The sequence below is a fragment of the Spirosoma fluviale genome, from assembly GCF_900230225.1.
Classification (GTDB): domain Bacteria; phylum Bacteroidota; class Bacteroidia; order Cytophagales; family Spirosomataceae; genus Spirosoma; species Spirosoma fluviale.
On the sequence record NZ_OCNH01000008.1, the window covers coordinates 232,483 to 250,682 of the forward strand.

Sequence of the window (18,200 nt, forward strand, 5' to 3'; positions counted from 1 at the left end):
GCATATTTTTCATATGGTACAAATATCTTATTACCAGTGACTTTTAAAGTCTGGCACAGTCTAAAAAATAAAGAGTGTAGAAAAGCCTCCTCAACGGGTAGGTATAATGTGGAGCTTTTGCTACTTTTAGACCATATAATTGCTACTCAACCTCAACATTATGACGAAAAAAGTACTTCTCGCAGTAGTTTATTTTGCTTCCTTTGGCATCCTCAAAGCACAAACTGTACCCACTGTAACTCAAGATCTTACCGACGTACCCACCGTAACATCTGCCGAAGAAAACTTTTACGATCAGATTCCACTCGTTAAAAACGTAATTAGCTTCGCCAAAGATCATCTTGCCATTCGATACCGTTCAGGTGGTACGACAACGAGGGGGTTTGACTGTTCAGGTTTCACTCGCTTTTGTTACAATAAATTTGGGCTTTCCCTACCCCACTCCAGTGTCGCTCAGGGTCATGTGGGTACCCCAATCGATAAAGAATCAGCCCAACCCGGCGATTTAATCCTCTTCAAAGGTCATAGTGCATCTGCAAAACGCATTGGTCATGTTGGCCTGATAACCGAAGTAGTAGGCGACCGTATCAAGTTTATTCACTCTGCCTGGAACGGAGGAGTACGTTACGACTACTTACATGCCGGTTATTACCAGCGTCGTTTTATGGGTATCCGGCGCGTTGTTCATCTTTTGGCGGAAAAATAAAAGCAGCCCGAAAGCTGCTTTTAATAAACACAGATAAACAAGCGGCATTAGCCGCTTTATTTTTTCAGGGTCGTGCCAGCTCCCTGCTTCACCGCTTCGGCTACTTCGTCGGCATGACAAATAATTACTTTGGAAACACCGTTTTCCAGGGCTCTGAATGCATTATCGAGCTTTGGAATCATGCCTTTGTTTATAGCACCAGCGGCCTTGTAATCGGCATAAAGCGCCGGGGTTAACTCATTGATCACACTGTTATCGTCCGTTGGGTCTTTTAACACCCCTTTCTTCTCGAAACAATAGATGAGCGTTACGTCGTTGTGATGAGCCATGTCAACCGCAATGGCGGAGGCCATCGTATCGGCATTTGTATTTAACAAATCGCCCGCCGTACTGTACGTAATCGGCGCAAAAACGGGCGTCAGGTTCTGCCGCAGAAAAAACTGGATCTGTCCCGAATCGACTTCCTCAATATCACCCACCATCCCGTAATCAATATCCTTCACGGGTCGTTTTCTGGCTAGAACGGTGCCCGCATCAGCGCCCGTCATGCCAATGGCGTTTACATCCAGAGACTGAAGCTGTGCAACAATCTGCTTATTGACCAGACCGCCATAGACCATGGTGACCACCTCAAGCATGGGCTGATCGGTGATGCGACGTCCCTCGACCATAGTGGTTTGAATACCCAGTTTTTCTGCAACCTGCGTAGCTACTTTCCCTCCACCATGAATAAGCAGTTTAGCCGTGGGTAGTCCGGCAAAGGCGGTCAGGAATCGTTTCAGTGCGGCTGGGTTATCAATGACGTTTCCCCCAATCTTAATAACAGTAAGTTTATCCATTATACGTCAAAATTTCCTTTAACACCGCCTGAGCCGACCACTCGCGGTTGGCCGCCTGCTCGATAACCAGCGATTGCGGCCCATCCAACACAGCATCAGCTACTTTTAGGTTGCGCCGAACCGGCAGGCAGTGCATAAACTTACCGTTGTTCGTCAGTTGCAAGTCTTCCATGGTTACCGCCCAGGATGGGTCCTGCGTCAGCACTTGTCCGTAGTGCGTATACGATGACCAGTTTTTCCCGTAAATGAAATCAGCACCGGCGAAGGCTTCGCTCTGGTTATGGGTCACGTAAGCATCGCCCACAAATTCGGGTGCCAGTTCATACCCTTCGGGATGGGTCACGATAAACTCGATATGACCGGCTTTTGCACGGGCGTTCATCCACTCGCAGAAGGAGTTGGCAACGGCCTGCGGCAATGGCTTAAAGTGAGGCAGCCAGGTGAGTACTACCTTTGGTCGGGTAACGAGTTTAGCCTCTTCAATGGTAATACAATCGGCCAATGACTGAAGGGGGTGGCGCGTAGCCGATTCCAGGTTGACGATGGGTACTTTAGCGTACTTCGCAAACTGGTGCATCACCTGTTCGCGGTAATCTTTCTCCCGATCTTTCAGCTCGGCAAAGGCCCGAATACCAATGATGTTGCAGTAGCGGCCCATTACAGCCGCTGCTTCCCGAACGTGCTCGGCTTTGTCGCCATTCATGAGCACGCCCTCTTCCATTTCCAGTCCCCAGCTATCCTGCCCAACGTTCATCATCATCACGTTCATGCCCAGGTTCTGAGCTGCCTTCTGTGTGCTTAACCTCGTGCGTAAACTGGAATTGAAGAAGATCAGGCCAATGGTTTTATTTTTACCAAGATGCTGGTCGGCAAAGGGATTGGCTTTGGCAGCAAGACCAGACTGGATGAGTGCGTCGATATCCGCGACGTCAGCAAGGGAGAGAAAATTGGTCATTGGTACTCGTTAGGCAATTTATAAATTCAGTTTGGTGAACTGTCTCGTCTATTATTGGATCGTTGACGAACGCTAAACTGTCTGTTTCGTTTCCAGAGCAAGGGCTTCCAGAAACTGGTCGGCCTCATCGACGCCAATAGCCAGCGACGGGAGCAATCGGATGATCGTTTTACCCGCTACGCCCGTAAACTGTTTGTGATCGAACAAAAGTGTTTTACGCAGTGCATCGACCGGATAGTCATACTCGATCCCGATCATCAGTCCCCGGCCCCGCAGCTCTTTGTAGCCGCCAACCTGACGGATACCGTCCATGAGGTAGTTACCCATCTGCGTGGCATTTTCCATAAGACCTTCGTCTTTCATGATGTCCAGCACGGCAATGGCGGCCGTACAGGCCAGGTGATTGCCCCCAAAAGTTGTTCCGAGCAAACCGTAACTAGCCTTGAACTTGGGCGAGATAAGGATACCACCAATCGGGAAGCCATTGCCCATGCCTTTCGCCATCGAAATAATATCGGCTTCGATACCGCTGAACTGGTGCGAAAAAAACTTCCCCGACCGGCCATATCCGCACTGAACAGCATCCAGAATGAGCACCGTACCCGTTTCGTCGCACCGTTGACGAAGTGCCTGAAGAAATTCATCCGTAGCGACCTGTATACCGCCCACTCCCTGAATCCCCTCAATGATCACGGCGCAGGTGTCGGTTGTTATACCCGTACGAGCGGCTTCTACGTCGTTGTAGGGCAGAAACGTAACGTGCTGGTTGTAATTTATGGGGGCTACAATAGCGGGATTATCCGTAGCGGCTACGGCTCCGGCCGTACGGCCATGAAACGATTTAGTAAAAGCCACCACCTTGGTCCGGCCGTTATGAAACGAGGCCAGTTTCAGCGCATTTTCGTTGGCTTCGGCACCCGAGTTGCAAAGGAACAATGCGTAGTCCGGATGATCGGAAAGAGCACCCAATTTATCCGCCAGTTCCTGTTGCAGCGGAATTTTGACCGAGTTGGAGTAAAATGAAATCTTGTTCAGCTGATCGGTCAATGCCTGCACGTAGCGCGGGTGCGTATGCCCAACGGATATTACAGCATGACCACCGTAGAGGTCCAGATAACGGGTGCCATGGGTATCCCAAAGATAGCTCCCCTGCGCTTTAACGGGCTCAATGTCGTATAGCGGATAAACATTAAACAGCTCTGCCATTCTCGTAACGATATAAACAGGTTGGGCAACTTTCGCTGCGCCTTATTTTCCTAGAAATGAGGTGCAAGTTTACGGATAATCGACTTAAAAAGGGCTTAAAACATGAAAAGGAAGCTGATTTAGCTTCCTTCGTAAACTTGATAAGGCAAATCTGTTAAAGTTGGGCAACAAAAGCACGGAGAATTTCCGTCGATTGAGTGGGTTGCTCAACCATACTCAGGTGTCCGGCCTGCTCAATTGCGGCAACCTTGATTCGCCCGGATAGGCTGGCTAGCTGTGCCGTTTTTTCGTACGGTATAAGCTGGTCCTCCCGGCCCAAGACGAGCAAAACAGGAAACTGCGCATCCCGTAAAATAGCGGTCCGGTCAGGTCGGCCGGCAATGGCCTTTACGCCCGCAACGAGCGCATCGGCGGGTAAATTAAGGAACCGATGCTCCAGTTCTTCAATCAATTCCGGTGCACAGGACGGGGCAACCATTTTTGGCATTTGTTTATGGATAAACGGCGAAGTTCCTGCCGTCTGTAATTCCTGAATCACCTGCTGGCGGGCCTGTCGTTTGACGTCGTCATCGGCAGTTGCGGTCGAATGATAGAGAATTAAACCCAGTACACGATTCGGATACTTTTCGGCAAAGGCCAGAGCCATGTAGCCGCCCATCGAATGACCCACCAGAATAACTTTTTGATCATTGGCCAACGGTAACCGATCAGACAATTCATCAGCGTAGGCCTCAATGGTTGTGAGGTGGGTAAGTCGCGAGAAGTCAGGGGCTAAAACCTGATAATCCAAAGCCAAATCGGCGTAGATGCCATCCCAAATGGAAGCATCTACGCCGTGGCCATGGATGAGACAAAATAATGGCGATTGACTCATTCCAGTTAATAAGAACTACCTATGAATTGATAATGCCTAGTAGCACCAGTACCAGACCAACCACAAAACCAATACCACCGATCACACCAAGTACACTGCCACCACCCAAGATAAGCAGGAGTAAACCGACAATACCAATGATGATACCCAACCGAACGTTGCTATTCATGGCTTTGGTTTGATCGGGCGCAACGTGGTTTTTAATCTTTTTGTCCATTTTCTTGAGCATCGTGCGCTCCATCAGGGACATTTTTTTAGGCGATGCGGTGTTCGTCGCGACGGTTGCCTTTGCACTTGTCGTTGCCAACATCTCATTTAGCCGCTCCATCCGCTTGGTCAGCTTTTTGTTCGAAGCCAGTTTATTATCATTCCGAACGTAAGCGTCCACCTCTTTGACAGCCTGTTTGGTTTGTGCAAGCTGCGCTTCAACCGATGTAGCGGGTGCTACCATAGAAACTTCTACAGGCGATACAGCTGATACTGGTTGAGCCGCTTCTACAGGCGCAACAGCTACGGCCGTTTCGGTCTGGGTTAACTTGAAGCTTTCACGCGCACTTGGTTGGAAATAAGCCACTGGCCGACTGCAGGATGATAAAATAGCAGTACCTAAAAGAGCAGCAAAAAGATGTTTAGACAACGTGTTCATAACGTATGTTTTGATGGTTTAAAAAAATGGATGATTGACATAACACTCCTAACAACTTCACCTGAGTTCGTTTGTTAGGATATACATGAAATTTTAGATGTGGCTTCCGGACTATTACAATAAGCCGATCAGCAGAATCACCGCACCGACCAGAACGGCCACCAGGCCAATTGTTGACGCCGTACCCGATGTTAGCACCAGAAGCAGTAAGCCAATAATAACCAGCACGGCTCCAGCGGCCAGCGTACCCCGGCTCGACATAGTTTGATCAGGATTGGCCGGTGCCAGCTGTTTGCTGATCTTTTTATTCATCTTCTTGAGCATCATCCGCTCCATCAGATTCATCTTTTTGGGCGCACTGGCTACTTCGGGCGTTGCCGTTGCCGATGTCGAAGCCAGCAATGTGCGCACGCGGTTCAGACGCTTTTGTACCGTTTTGTCAGCCCCCAATTTGCTGTCGTTACGTACCAACGCATCGACCTGATCAAGTGCGGCATTTGTTTGCGCAACCTGTTCGACGGGAGTGACTACGGGCTGAGTAGGCGTAGTGCTTTCAATAGCCGAAGTAGCCTGTTCTGCAGTCGCTAGAGGGGCAGCTTTCGATGTTGATGTGGCGAAATGTTCACGGGCACTCGGCTGAAAATAAGCAACGGGGCGGCTGCATGAAGAGAAAATAGCTGCTCCCAAAAGTGCAGTGAAAATATGTTTGGAAAACATACGCATGGTGTATTGTTTAAAAGTGAACGTTTGAGTTATCTCCCTGATGAACTAGAACGCTATTCATTTGTTAGCGCACATAATAAAAAAATGATCTTGTATAGTAGCTTAAAAACAACATGACCATATGCGTTTATTCCACAGGTCAATCGTAATAATAATTAAGCAAATTTTTTGGCTCACTAAACTCAATTCCCTTTACGCGCCAAACGAACAACTAACAATCTGAATACAAATAGAATAACTCATCAGGTTACCTTTTCAGAATGAAATCATTTCAGAAACATCTAATCACTAATTAATATGATTATTATCCTATATATTTAATAGATTAATAGAGCTAATTTTCTGAAAAATAGTTTCTCAAACGAAAGGGTCCGTCTTCTAAAATGAAGACGGACCCTTTCGTTTAAACCAGATTATATAGGGATCAGGCTACGGACCGAAGTTGATGAGTACTGGATTTGCCAAACTTTTCACGTGCATATTCCAGGCTAACGGTCAGTTCGCTAACGCCCGTTTGCGAAGGCATTTCGAACATAGCATCGGTAATAATGGACTCACAAATAGAGCGCAGTCCCCGCGCTCCAAGTCCGTATTGCAATGCCTGGTCAACAATATAATTCAGGGCGCTGGCGTCCCAGTGCAGGGTAATACCCTCCATCTGGAAGAGTTTGTTGTATTGCTTGGTGATCGCATTTTTCGGTTCCGTCAAAATCTGCATCAGCGCGTCGCGATCGAGCGGTTCGAGGTGAGTCAATACGGGTAGCCGACCAATAAGCTCAGGAATCAAGCCAAACGATTTCAAATCAAGGGCGGAGATATACCGCATCAGATGCCCCCGCTCGAATGTATCGTTCAACCGACGGTCGCCGGAGAAGCCAATGGGGCGGGTGTTGATCCGCTTGGTGATGTGCCGTTCAATGCCATCGAAAGCGCCCCCGCAGATGAACAGAATGTTCTCGGTATTGAGCGCAATCAACCGCTGATCGGGGTGTTTACGTCCACCCTGAGGGGGAACATTAACCACCGATCCTTCGAGCAGTTTTAGCAAAGCCTGCTGAACGCCTTCGCCACTTACATCGCGGGTAATGCTCGGGTTATCCGACTTACGAGCGATTTTGTCGATCTCATCAATATAAACAATGCCCCGTTCGGCGGCCTCCACGTTATAATCGGCGGCCTGCAACAGGCGCGTCAATATTGTCTCCACATCTTCGCCCACGTAGCCAGCCTCCGTAATTACGGTAGCATCGGCAATACAGAACGGAACTTCGAGAATTTTGGCAATCGAACGGGCCAGGTAAGTTTTGCCCGTACCGGTTTCGCCAACCATGATGATATTCGATTTTTCAATCGTTACATCATCATTTGTCTTTGGTTGCATCAACCGCTTGTAGTGATTGTAAACGGCTACCGTTATTGATTTTTTTGCTTCATCCTGACCAACAACGTACTGGTCGAGGTGACGCTTCATGTCGACTGGCTTTATCAGGTTGATATTTAATTCAACGGGTTCACTGCGTTTTGGACGCATTTCTTCCAGTACAACCTGATGGCCCTGTTCAATACAGTAGTTACAGATGTGTGCATCGATGCCCGAAAGGAGCATCATTACTTCGTTTTTGCGTCGTCCGCAGAACGAGCAACTAATTTGTGGCATGAACGGTTGCAGAGTAAAATGGCTGGGGGTTAACAGAGTATAAAGATGACGATCCGTCTACACGTATGGTATATTTAAACAGTTCTTTAAAAGACTTTGTTAGGCTAATTTCGATAAAAAACGATTTAGTCAAGCTTAATTTGATGAAGGTTTACAAATTTATTAATTGATGGGTAAACACCCAACATATATCTTCTCATCCATTTGGTTAGCTACGAAAAAGCAACGGCGTATTGAGTTTTAACTTTGCCACCATAATAAAGAACGCGGAAACCAGTTGGTTTCCGCGTTCTTTATTATGGTGGCAAAGTTTTCCGAGAATTACTTCTCCCGGCGCAGTACTTCGTCGATCAGGCCATATTCTTTGGCTTCTTCGGCCCGCATCCATTTGTCACGATCCGAATCTTTCTCGATCTCCTGAACGCTTTTACCCGAGTGAAGCGCCAGGATTTCATATAGTTCTTCACGAAGTTTTACGATTTCGCGAGCGGTGATTTCGATATCGACCGACTGCCCCTGCGCACCGCCCGATGGCTGGTGAATCATGACGCGGGCGTGTGGCAGCGCCGAACGCTTACCAGCCGCACCACCGGCCAGCAATACAGCACCCATCGATGCCGCCAGGCTGGTACAAACGGTAGCCACATCCGGCCGAACGTACTGCATGGTGTCGTAAATGCCTAAACCAGCGTAGACCGAACCACCTGGGCTGTTCAGGTACATCAGGATATCTTTTTTAGGATCAGCCGACTCCAGAAAGAGCAACTGGGCCACAATGATATTAGCGATGTTATCGTCAACGGGCAGACCCATAAAAATAATGCGGTCGGCCATAAGCCGCGAGAACACGTCCACTTCGCGGAAGTTCATGGGGCGCTCTTCAATGACCGAACGGGTCATGTTTTCAACGCTATGGTTCTGGATCGTGTGTTTCACGTAACCATCCACCGTCAGGCCGTTAAGACCCATGTGATGCACGGCGAAATTGCGGAATTCTTTTTCGTAATTCATAATTGGGTTTACTTCTTGATTTGAAAACCAAGAACGCTTGGTGTAAGTTCGAGAATTGTTTCGTTACAAATTTGCGTTATCATCACGAAAAACACTGTCAGTTTTGGTTTAGATTTTATCGTTGTTACTTGATATGAGCACTATCTCCAATCGTGGCCCGGCCGAAAAAATACGCTTACAACGGCTACAGCGCGGTTTATCGCAGGAAAACATGGCCGATTTACTGAATCTGTCCACAACGGCCTATGGCGATATTGAACGCGGCAAAACTGACCTGACCCTCTCCCGGCTGACTCAAATTGCCAACGTTTTGGCTATTTCGCCCCTCGCCCTGCTTACTGACGATGTCATTTCGGCGCAGGTTGTGGAGACAAAATCCGAGGAACTGGTCAGTCATGAACTGGAAACACTTCGTTTGGTAGTCGAAAAACAACAACTAGAGCTGGACAAGCTCCGTCTGGAAGCCGACTACTGGAAACGCAAATACGACGACCGCATTGCGATGGAAGTTCTACGCTCAATGGGCGTTGAGCAGAAGCGCGAGCGGATTGGGTTTTGATTTTTTTCCCTTTACTTTACGATAAGCGCACGGTTAGTTTTAGGTGCGCTTATCCTAATTGAATCCCGTAATGAACGAACAAAGTAAAAGTTTCCTCTACAAGTACTTAAACAATGCCTCTCCCACCGGCTTCGAATCGTCGGGGCAGCAGATTTGGCTGGATTACCTCAAACCCTATACCGATGAGTACATTGTCGATACCTACGGCACCGCCGTTGGGGTCATAGGACCCGGTAAAGACTATAAAGTCGTTATTGAAGCCCACTCCGACGAGATTTCCTGGTTTGTCAATTACATTTCTGACGACGGCTACCTGTTTGTTCGCCGGAATGGCGGCTCCGACGCTCTCATAGCGCCATCGATGCGGGTAAACTTACACACGAAAAAGGGTGTAGTGGAAGGCGTTTTTGGCTGGCCCGCTATTCACGTTCGCGATCTGGCGAAAGATACAGCCCCTAAAGTGACGGACCTGTTTATCGACGTGGGGGCGGCTACCAAGCAGGAAGTGCTGGACATGGGTATTCACGTTGGTACCGTCTGCACGTTTACCGATGGATTGATGGAGTTGAACGGCCGCTATTACGTTGGTCGGGCATTGGACAACCGAATGGGTGGGTTCATGATCGCCGAAGTGGCGCGATTATTAAAGGAAAATAACGTCACGCTGCCGTTTACACTCTACATCGTTAATGCCGTTCAGGAAGAAATTGGTCTGCGGGGGGCAGAAATGATTGCCCGGCGACTCAAGCCCGATCTGGCCATTTGTACCGATGTAACGCACGACACGCAGTCGCCCAAATACGACAAGAAAGAGCAGGGTGATCTGAAATGTGGCAGTGGACCTGTATTATGCTACGGCCCGGCTGTGCAGAATAACGTACTCGATTTCATGATCGGCGTGGCCGAACAACAGGGAATTGAATTCCAGCGTCAGGCCGTCAGCCGCTCAACCGGTACGGATACCGACGCTTTTGCCTACGCAACAGAAGGCATCGCATCAGCCCTGATTTCGTTGCCGCTGAAGTACATGCACACCACCGTGGAAACGGTACACATGGACGATGTTCAAAACGTAATTAAGCTGATGTACGAAACGCTCCTTGCCCTGAAAGGTGGCGAAGATTTCCGGTATATAAAGTAAAAAAACAAGGCCGGTCGTTAGGGTTAACGATCGGCCTTGTTCAATTGATTTCATTAGCGCTTATCCATTCCGACGCATTCCGCGTCCCTGCCCACCACCCCGGTTAGGCTGACTAAATGGGTCTCGTGGTGGGGTTACACCCGCACTGAAACTTCGCAGATTATACACAAAACTTACCATGAAGTAGCGGTTCAGCACGCGGCTCCGAACTTCTTCCGTGTAAGTATCGGTCACGTTTCGGACGATACTCTGATTCTGGTTCAGTAAATCGAACACCTGCAACCGCAATTCTCCCTGATTCTGCTTGAACAACTGCTTCGCCAGCGTTGCATTCCAAAGCGTGTACGACTGGTTAAAACTGGCCGAGTTGCCCCCGTAGTGGTTGTAATACACATCTGTCGAGAAGGTGAACCGCAACGGCAGTTGATAAAATACATCGAGTGTAACCGTCTGATTCAGGAAAGTCGTGTTCTGCTGTGGCTGTAGCGAATATTTAGCCGACTGAAGATTTATATTCCCCGATAGATTCAGGTCCAGCTTCTCCGTAAAATTCGAGCTTAAGCCAATTGTTTGTCCCACCAGCCAGTTTTTAGCCTGATTTTCCTGCCGATTAATAAAGCTGGTACCGCTGTTGTAGGTCAGGTTGGTGCGCAGGTTCAGATTCGTTTTCTGGGTACCAATTTTCACGGGCTGTCCCAACACCAGGAACCCATTAACCGTATAATAGCCGTTTGTATTGACCGGGGTTGTGGTTTGTGCGCCCGATTGGGTAAATACCGTTGAGTTCACGATTTTATTGTCCGTTCGGCTGGCGTTTACCGACGCGAACAAGTTCCGGAATGTCGATGGCTCGAACCGATTGAAGTTCAGCGAGATGTTATGACTGTATTCAGGTTGTAGATCGGGGTTACCAAGTTGAATGTTTAGCGGATTGGTGTTATTCGGCACTGGCTGCAACTGATTGACCGACGGTGCGTTGATGCGGGTACGGTAGTTAAGACGCAGGGTACGCTGCTTCCCGAAATTATACGTTAGCAGGGCGTTCGGGAGCAGATTCGTGAACGTGCGGTTCAGGTTGGTTTCGCGGCTCAGGTTGTTGGAACTTAAACTCGCCTGCTGCCCATCCAGCCCGAAAGCATAGGTGTATTTCAATCGTTTGGTTTGCCACGTCAGACCGGCACGATTGGTCACGTAGTCGTTTACGAAGCGATTGCTCAGCACCGTATTGGGTAGATCGTACTGGTTGGTGGCCTCGTTGAAATCATTGACCGCCCGGTTCGATGTGTTGTGATTATTGGAAAGCAGATAATGAAACTCCAGCGTTTGACGCATGGACAGCGGTTCGGTATAACTGACGTTCACGCTGTTGGTCATAGAGTTCGTTTGCTGGTTATTGCGCTGGTTGATCACCTGTCTGAACAAACCTGTTGTATCCGCCTGTCCTGTAGTGGTGGTTCCGGATGTGCCTGTCGTGGAGATCGGCGCGTTGGAGCGGGCAAACTGATTGACCGAGAGGTTGGTGCCCTGATTGTCCTGATCGTTCATGGCAATATTCCAGTTAACCGAAAAAGTCCGGCCGCGTTTCCGAAACTTCCGGAACAGGAGCAACGAGTTATTCCCCGTAAAGCCATCGCCCATAGAGTTATAATTCGTCGTACTTGAGTTGGCCAGTATCCCCTGCGCATTCACCGTTCTGGCATCACTCTGGTTGCTATAGGATGAATTCAACCACGACAAGCTCGGAATGACGCGAATGGTGGTCAGGGAGTCAATCCGGTAATCGAGCCGTAAGTTGACCCGGTGGTTGGTATTGGTATTGTCGGAACCGTTCGTTTGATTCCGCACGAAAGACGAGTCCGACCTGGCGGTTGTTCCGCTGGGCAGCACATTTTCCCGGCGGCTGCTTTGCTGGGTGAGTGTGTTCGTACTGCTGGCATTGTAACTGCTTACGACATCTATTTTCTTACCCCAGCCGTCGCGGTAGTTGATACCGGCAGCCCAGGACTGGGTAATGGCGTTGCTGCCGACCTGATTCTGGCCGCCAAAGTTACCGCCACCCTGACCACCACGTACCACGTTACCACCTCCGCCACCACCCTGGCCCTGCCCTGCCCCTCCAAAGTTGCCGCCCAAACCAAGATCCTGGGCCGTGAAGCCCTGCTGGTTGACGTTATTGGCCATTCCGAGCACCGAAATCTGGCGACCGTTGTTAAACCGGTTCAAACTCACCCGGCCCGAATACCGGGCATCATCACCAGGTTTAGGTCCAACTCCAATCGTCTGCTGACCAAACGAACCTTTCCGCTTATCTTTCTTGGTCGTGATATTGATGGTTTTTTCCCGATCGCCGTCGTCCACACCCGAAAACGCCGACTGCTCCGAAGACTGGTCGAAGAGCTGTACTTTATCGATGATGTCGGCGGGGAGGTTTCGGGTGGCCATTTTAGGGTCATTGCCGAAAAATGGTTTTCCATCGACCAGCACTTTCGTGACGGTCTGTCCCTGGGCTTTGACGGTGCCATCCCGGTCGACTTCTACGCCCGGCAGTTTTTTCAGCAATTCCTCTACCTGCGCGTTGGGGCGCGTTTTAAAGGAACCGGCATTAAATTCCAACGTGTCGCCTTTCACGGCAATGGGTGCCCGTTCGCCCTGCACAGACACTTCGGTTAACGTCTGCGATTGAGCGACCAGATCAACAGCACCAAGATTGGGCGAGGGGTCGGTTTTGGTTACCGAAACACGACGGGCGCGGCTCCGGTAACCCACATACGTAACCAGTACGCGGTACTGCCCTTCGGCTATTTTCGGGAACGAGAACCGGCCCTCCCCATCGGTAATACCGAAGTTTACCAGCGAGGAATCCTTACCCGACAAAAGCGATACCGATGCTTCGAGGAGTGGCTTTCGGGTCAGCGAATCTACCACCTGCCCGCTGATCGTACCCGACGATTGGGCGAAGGATTTAATACCAATGAATAATGTACAATGAATAACGATTAGCAAAAATCGAGTCAATTGCCTCACAGTCAATAATTTTATCATTTTTCACTATACATTTTTCGGTATACGTTATTCCTTACAAACTTAATCCCGGCCCTGCATGGGCATGTTTTGCATCATCTTCTGGCGAAAGTCGGCCATGCCTTTCCGGCGGATCTCTTCTATTTCTTCACTCGAAACGGTTTTTGCTCCTTTGGGCGGCTGTACGCTGGCTTCGGCGATGGCTTCCATTGCAATTCCGGTTGCTTTATACGATTCGGTGTCCGACTCAATTTGCAGCACTACACCTTTCGGGGGGGTGAGGTCGGCAACGGGCGAGTAGGTGAACGGCAAATCCGTTGTGTACCAGATCGTATACGTTTCTTTCCGGCGGGTCGCTGTCGCTTTGTGGCAGGTGTAGCCCGCAATCTTTTTCGTTTTTTCGGTCGTTGTCCAGTCGGTGGCGGCTGGCATAGGTTTTTCGGAGCGGTAGGTCTCCGTCACCACAGAGTCCTTCTTTACCATCAGCACATCAATACGCTGGCGATTGGCTAAATCCAGATAAGTCTGCTGCTCAAACGGGGGAGTCATCCGCATTGTTCGGGGTCTCCCTTCACGGTTGCCGCCCGAGCCATCCGATGGCCCGTCGCCCATTGTCCGGCGCATCATCATATTCTGCGGCCGGTCGCGTTCTTCTTTGGCCATTGTTCCCGAAAAGACCAGCTTTTGGGTAAACGAAATGACATCGGGCATGCCTTCGGGCGCATCAGGAGCTCCCGGACTTCCGGGCCGCACTTCCTGTCCGTTAATAACCATCCGCATTTGTGAGCGGTCAAACTGACGCATACCTTCGTAGGTGATTTTACCCGAAACAGGCGTCTGGCCGTACAGCGTCGTAACGCATAACCCGGCGGCAAGAAAGGTTAAAACTGATTGTCTCATGGTGAATGAAGGATTCATAGGGTAAACGTTGCACAAATTTTCTAAATCCTTTTCAAAAGTTTTGTAAAAGCTGTTAAACAGCCGCTGAGTTACCATTTTCGCTTGCTGAACGTCTGATTTATGACCCCCAAACGCATCGTTTCTGTCGTCCCCTCCCAAACGGAATTGCTCTTCGACCTTGGCCTGGAGAATGAACTAATTGGCGTCACAAAATTTTGTATCCACCCGGCTGACCGTATAAAAACGAAGGCCATAGTCGGTGGCACCAAAACGCTGGATCTCGACAAAATTCAGGCACTGGGGCCGAACTTCATTCTTGCCAACAAAGAGGAAAACACCCGCGAGCAGATCGAAGCGCTTCAGCAAAAGTATCCTGTACACATCACGGATATGGCAACGGTGTCCGACGCCATCAGTATGATTCGGGAGGTAGGAACACTACTGAGCAAACATCAGGAAGCCGAAACAATGGCTCAGCAAATCGAGTCTCGTTTGCTGCCCCCTCTCCCGCCCCTGGGCTTGTCCGTTGCGTATTTAATCTGGCGGAAGCCGTACATGGCAGCTGCCAGCAGTACATTTATCGACGCCATGCTGACGGTAGCCGGTCTCCGCAATGCTTTCGCCGACCAAAGCCGCTACCCCGTAGTCACGCACGACGATCTGCAAAAAGCACAACCCGACCTGATTTTTTTATCCTCAGAGCCATACCCATTTACGGAGAAATATATAGCTGAGTTGCAGACTATTTGCCCATCGGCACGGGTACTTTTGGTGGATGGGGAAGTGTTTTCGTGGTACGGGAGCCGCTTATTGCGGGCGTCCGACTATTTTAAGAACTTGCGTAACGAAATCGCCCGGACCAACTCATGATTACCGACATCTCCCAACTCGACCCTAACGGCACCTACACCTACGCCGATTACCTGAAATGGCAGTTTGACGAAAGCGTTGAACTCATTAAAGGAAAATTATACCGGATGTCGCCCGCGCCCAGACGTGCACATCAATTGGCCATCAGTCATTTGCTGGTCGATATAAGTAATTTTTTCGGTGATCAAGGCTGCCAGATCTATACAGCACCATTTGATGTACGGTTGCCGGTTCGAAATGAGCGAAAACCAGATCAGTTGCACACGGTGGTCCAACCCGATCTTTGTGTAGTCTGTGACCTCAGCAAATTAGATGACGCAGGTTGCCTGGGCGCACCCGACTGGATTATTGAAATTACATCCCCGCGAACGGCGAAAAATGACTTTAGCGAAAAATTTAGTTTGTATGAAGAATCAGGTGTACGCGAATACTGGATTGTTCAACCTGAAGAAAAGGCGGTAAACGTTTATGTACTGGAAAACGGAAAATATGCCTTAGTCGACGTGTATGAGTCGGGCGAAATTCCCAGCCGTATCTTCCCGGACCTGATTGTTTCTCACGACCGCATTTTCCGATAGATGCTTCCTACCTCAGAAACCATCTCCGTTGGCTCGATCAACCTCATTTTGTTTGCCGCCCGGCAGCAGGGAGCCGATGGCGATGCGCTGGCCCGTGCGGTAGGTATCGACCCTGACCAGCTCCAGAATCCGGACGGGCGAGTACTGATCCGGCAGGTGCAGGCCCTCTGGCACGAAGCCGTTATCGCCACCGGCGAACCGGCCCTTTCGCTAAAACTGGGCGAGATGATAAATCCGCTGACTATTGGCGTGCTGGCCTACGTGATGATGCACTGCCCCACGCTCGGGCGGGTTTTCGAGAAACTTTGCCACTACCAGGATATTGCCTGCGAAGGCATCCGAACAACGGGGCAACTCATTCCGGCCGACGATGAATCGGGCGCGACGTATAGGCTGTCGCTCCACATAACCAGCCCCGATATCATCTACCTGGAGCCTACTTTTAACTCCGAACTCTCGGTCTACCTATCGGCCATTCGAGCCTTAACGGGTCAGCGACTTACTGCACTCGAAACACGTTTCGCTTACCCACACCCGGCTGACACCCGCGAACATGAACGCGTGTTTGGCCCTACACGACTTGTCTTCGATGCTGCTGAAACGGCCCTGATCTTCGATGCGGCCCTGTTGGATACGCCCGTACTTAATGCCAACCCAAGCCTGTTCCCCTTGTTCGAGAAACACGCCAATGATATTCTGAGCCAGCTTCAGACACCCTCGCTCAAAAGCCGTGTGAAAGGTGAAATCGTTTCGATGATGAAAGGCGAAGAACCCGCGCTGGCAACCATTGCGGACCGGCTGGCGATGGGCGTACGAACCCTGCAACTTCACCTCAAAGAATCGGGTACGTCGTATCAGCAGCTTCTCGATGAAACCCGCAAAGAACTGGCCATCGGGCACCTGCGCGAACCGAATATGAGCACAACAGACATTGCGTATTTGCTGGGTTTTGCCGAACCAAGCGTCTTTTTCCGTTCCTTTAAAAAATGGACGGGCCAAACACCGGGTGCGTACCGACTGGCCTACGCGTAGTGTATTACCATTTAACTAACCTGTAGATGAAAAAACGATTTACCCCCATTCTCTTCTGCTTGCTGGTTTCTATATCAGCTCTGGCGCAGCAGCACTCCGAGCAGAACCACGATAAATACGTCTGGCCAAAAGATGAACTGGTGAAGAAAAAACTGGCAAACTGGCAGGATATTAAGTTTGGTTTGCTCATGCACTGGGGCACTTACAGCGAGTGGGGCGTGGTGGAATCCTGGTCGCTCTGCCCCGAAGATGAGGGCTGGTGCGAACGCAGAGGCCCGCATGCAGCCAATTGGTTCGAGTACAAAAAGGCCTACGAAAACCTGCAAACGAGCTTCAATCCAACGAAGTTCAATCCGGAACGCTGGGCTAACGCGGCAAAAGATGCGGGCATGAAATACGTGGTTTTCACCACCAAACACCACGATGGTTTTTGCATGTTCGACACGAAGCTGACGGATTACAAGATCACTGATACCAAAACCCCGTTCTCGACAAATCCGCGCAGCAACGTCACGAAAGAGATTCTCGGCGCTTTCCGCCAGCAGAATTTCATGGTCGGCACGTATTTCTCCAAACCCGATTGGCATACGGAAGATTACTGGTGGACGTACTTCCCGCCTAAAGACCGCAACGTAAGTTACGACCCGAAAAAATACCCCGACCACTGGAAGAAGTTCTGCGATTTCACGTACAACCAGATCGAAGAACTAATGACCGGCTATGGCAATGTCGATATTCTGTGGCTCGACGGCGGCTGGGTTCGTCCGGCCAACACGATCGACTCTACTATTAGCTGGCAGCGAACCATTCCATATAGCCAGGACATCAACATGGCGCGTATTGCTGGTATGGCGCGTCAGCATCAGCCGGGTCTTTTGGTTGTCGACCGTACGGTGTCGGGCGAATTCGAGAATTACGTCACGCCCGAACAGTCAATTCCCGACCATTACATGCCCATTCCCTGGGAAAGCTGCATGACCATGGGCGATAGCTGGTCGTACATCCCCAAAGAAAATTTCAAACCCGCCCGCAAACTAGTTCAGACACTAGTGGATATCGTTGCCAAAAACGGCAATCTCCTGCTCAACATTGCGCCCGGCCCCGATGGCGAATGGCACGAGGAAGCCTATCAGCGATTGCAGGAAATCGGCAAATGGATAACCGTAAACGGTGAATCAATTTACGGCACCAAACCGATGGCACCCTATCGACAGGGGCAGTGGGCGTTCACCTCGAACAGCAAGGCTGTCTATGCCTCCTATTTGCCCAAAGAATCGGAACAACAGCTTCCGGCCAGTATTTCGTTGCCAGCGCTTACCGTTGCGCCCAACGCCAAAGTGACTGTACTGGGCACATCGCAGGCGCTGAAGCTGACTAAAACGAAAGATGGTTTTAGCGTTATCATTCCCGAAAAGGTGCGCCAGCAACTGGCTGGTCAACCTGTTTGGGTGTTAAAAATTGGTTGAGTAAGGTGCCTGATGC

General features: G+C 49.9%; 17 protein-coding genes. 7 read left to right on the forward strand and 10 right to left on the reverse strand.

Annotation, left to right across the window (positions count from 1 at the left end; genetic code table 11):
- Window positions 1–160: 160 nt before the first annotated feature.
- The gene (locus CRO74_RS29205) at window positions 161–706 is read left to right on the forward strand and encodes a C40 family peptidase (RefSeq protein ID WP_097131483.1); all 546 of its coding nucleotides are present in this window, start codon (window positions 161–163) and stop codon (window positions 704–706) included.
- A 56-nt stretch (window positions 707–762) separates the two neighbouring features.
- Here CRO74_RS29205 and argB read toward each other — a convergent pair whose 3' ends face one another.
- The 8 genes from argB to CRO74_RS29245 form a co-directional block, all read right to left on the reverse strand.
- Window positions 763–1,545: an acetylglutamate kinase gene (gene argB, locus CRO74_RS29210; RefSeq protein ID WP_097131485.1), complete on the reverse strand. Its 783-nt coding sequence runs from the start codon at window positions 1,543–1,545 to the stop codon at window positions 763–765.
- Window positions 1,538–2,500 carry an N-acetylornithine carbamoyltransferase gene (locus CRO74_RS29215; protein ID WP_097131487.1) on the reverse strand — a complete coding sequence of 321 codons (963 nt, stop codon included), beginning with the start codon at window positions 2,498–2,500 and terminating at the stop codon, window positions 1,538–1,540. Before CRO74_RS29215 ends, argB begins: the two co-directional genes overlap by 8 nt.
- A gap of 72 nt (window positions 2,501–2,572) precedes the next feature.
- Window positions 2,573–3,706, reverse strand: a complete 1,134-nt coding sequence (locus tag CRO74_RS29220; protein WP_097131489.1) for an aspartate aminotransferase family protein — start codon at window positions 3,704–3,706, stop codon at window positions 2,573–2,575.
- A gap of 154 nt (window positions 3,707–3,860) precedes the next feature.
- Entirely contained in the window at window positions 3,861–4,580 is a 720-nt protein-coding gene (locus tag CRO74_RS29225) for an alpha/beta fold hydrolase (protein ID WP_097131491.1), read from the reverse strand.
- Between the two features lie 19 nt (window positions 4,581–4,599).
- Window positions 4,600–5,226 (reverse strand): hypothetical protein, encoded by a 627-nt coding sequence (locus CRO74_RS29230; RefSeq protein WP_097131493.1) that lies wholly within the window; start codon window positions 5,224–5,226, stop codon window positions 4,600–4,602.
- Between the two features lie 114 nt (window positions 5,227–5,340).
- Window positions 5,341–5,949, reverse strand: coding sequence for a hypothetical protein (locus tag CRO74_RS29235; protein WP_097131495.1), 609 nt, complete (start codon window positions 5,947–5,949; stop codon window positions 5,341–5,343).
- Between the two features lie 424 nt (window positions 5,950–6,373).
- The gene (gene clpX, locus CRO74_RS29240; RefSeq protein WP_097131497.1) at window positions 6,374–7,606 is read right to left on the reverse strand and encodes an ATP-dependent Clp protease ATP-binding subunit ClpX; all 1,233 of its coding nucleotides are present in this window, start codon (window positions 7,604–7,606) and stop codon (window positions 6,374–6,376) included.
- A gap of 321 nt (window positions 7,607–7,927) precedes the next feature.
- Window positions 7,928–8,617 (reverse strand): ClpP family protease, encoded by a 690-nt coding sequence (locus CRO74_RS29245; RefSeq protein ID WP_097131499.1) that lies wholly within the window; start codon window positions 8,615–8,617, stop codon window positions 7,928–7,930.
- A 133-nt stretch (window positions 8,618–8,750) separates the two neighbouring features.
- Here CRO74_RS29245 and CRO74_RS29250 point away from each other — a divergent pair, with 133 nt between their 5' ends.
- Window positions 8,751–9,176 (forward strand): helix-turn-helix domain-containing protein, encoded by a 426-nt coding sequence (locus tag CRO74_RS29250; protein ID WP_097131584.1) that lies wholly within the window; start codon window positions 8,751–8,753, stop codon window positions 9,174–9,176.
- Between the two features lie 70 nt (window positions 9,177–9,246).
- Window positions 9,247–10,317 carry a M42 family metallopeptidase gene (locus tag CRO74_RS29255; RefSeq protein WP_097131500.1) on the forward strand — a complete coding sequence of 357 codons (1,071 nt, stop codon included), beginning with the start codon at window positions 9,247–9,249 and terminating at the stop codon, window positions 10,315–10,317.
- A gap of 60 nt (window positions 10,318–10,377) precedes the next feature.
- Here CRO74_RS29255 and CRO74_RS29260 read toward each other — a convergent pair whose 3' ends face one another.
- Together CRO74_RS29260 and CRO74_RS29265 are read right to left on the reverse strand one after the other, a co-directional pair.
- Entirely contained in the window at window positions 10,378–13,359 is a 2,982-nt protein-coding gene (locus tag CRO74_RS29260; RefSeq protein WP_097131503.1) for an outer membrane beta-barrel family protein, read from the reverse strand.
- A 42-nt stretch (window positions 13,360–13,401) separates the two neighbouring features.
- Window positions 13,402–14,238, reverse strand: a complete 837-nt coding sequence (locus tag CRO74_RS29265) for a GLPGLI family protein (protein ID WP_245878020.1) — start codon at window positions 14,236–14,238, stop codon at window positions 13,402–13,404.
- Between the two features lie 120 nt (window positions 14,239–14,358).
- Between CRO74_RS29265 and CRO74_RS29270 the strand changes: the two genes are divergently transcribed.
- The 4 genes from CRO74_RS29270 to CRO74_RS29285 are packed head-to-tail and all read left to right on the forward strand — an operon-like array spanning window position 14,359 to window position 18,184.
- Window positions 14,359–15,108 (forward strand): helical backbone metal receptor, encoded by a 750-nt coding sequence (locus CRO74_RS29270; protein WP_097131505.1) that lies wholly within the window; start codon window positions 14,359–14,361, stop codon window positions 15,106–15,108.
- Window positions 15,105–15,686, forward strand: a complete 582-nt coding sequence (locus CRO74_RS29275; protein WP_097131507.1) for a Uma2 family endonuclease — start codon at window positions 15,105–15,107, stop codon at window positions 15,684–15,686. The genes CRO74_RS29270 and CRO74_RS29275 overlap by 4 nt, the downstream gene beginning before the upstream one ends.
- Window positions 15,687–16,718 carry an AraC family transcriptional regulator gene (locus CRO74_RS29280; RefSeq protein ID WP_097131509.1) on the forward strand — a complete coding sequence of 344 codons (1,032 nt, stop codon included), beginning with the start codon at window positions 15,687–15,689 and terminating at the stop codon, window positions 16,716–16,718.
- A gap of 26 nt (window positions 16,719–16,744) precedes the next feature.
- Window positions 16,745–18,184 (forward strand): alpha-L-fucosidase, encoded by a 1,440-nt coding sequence (locus CRO74_RS29285; protein WP_097131511.1) that lies wholly within the window; start codon window positions 16,745–16,747, stop codon window positions 18,182–18,184.
- The last annotated feature ends 16 nt before the right edge of the window (window positions 18,185–18,200 follow it).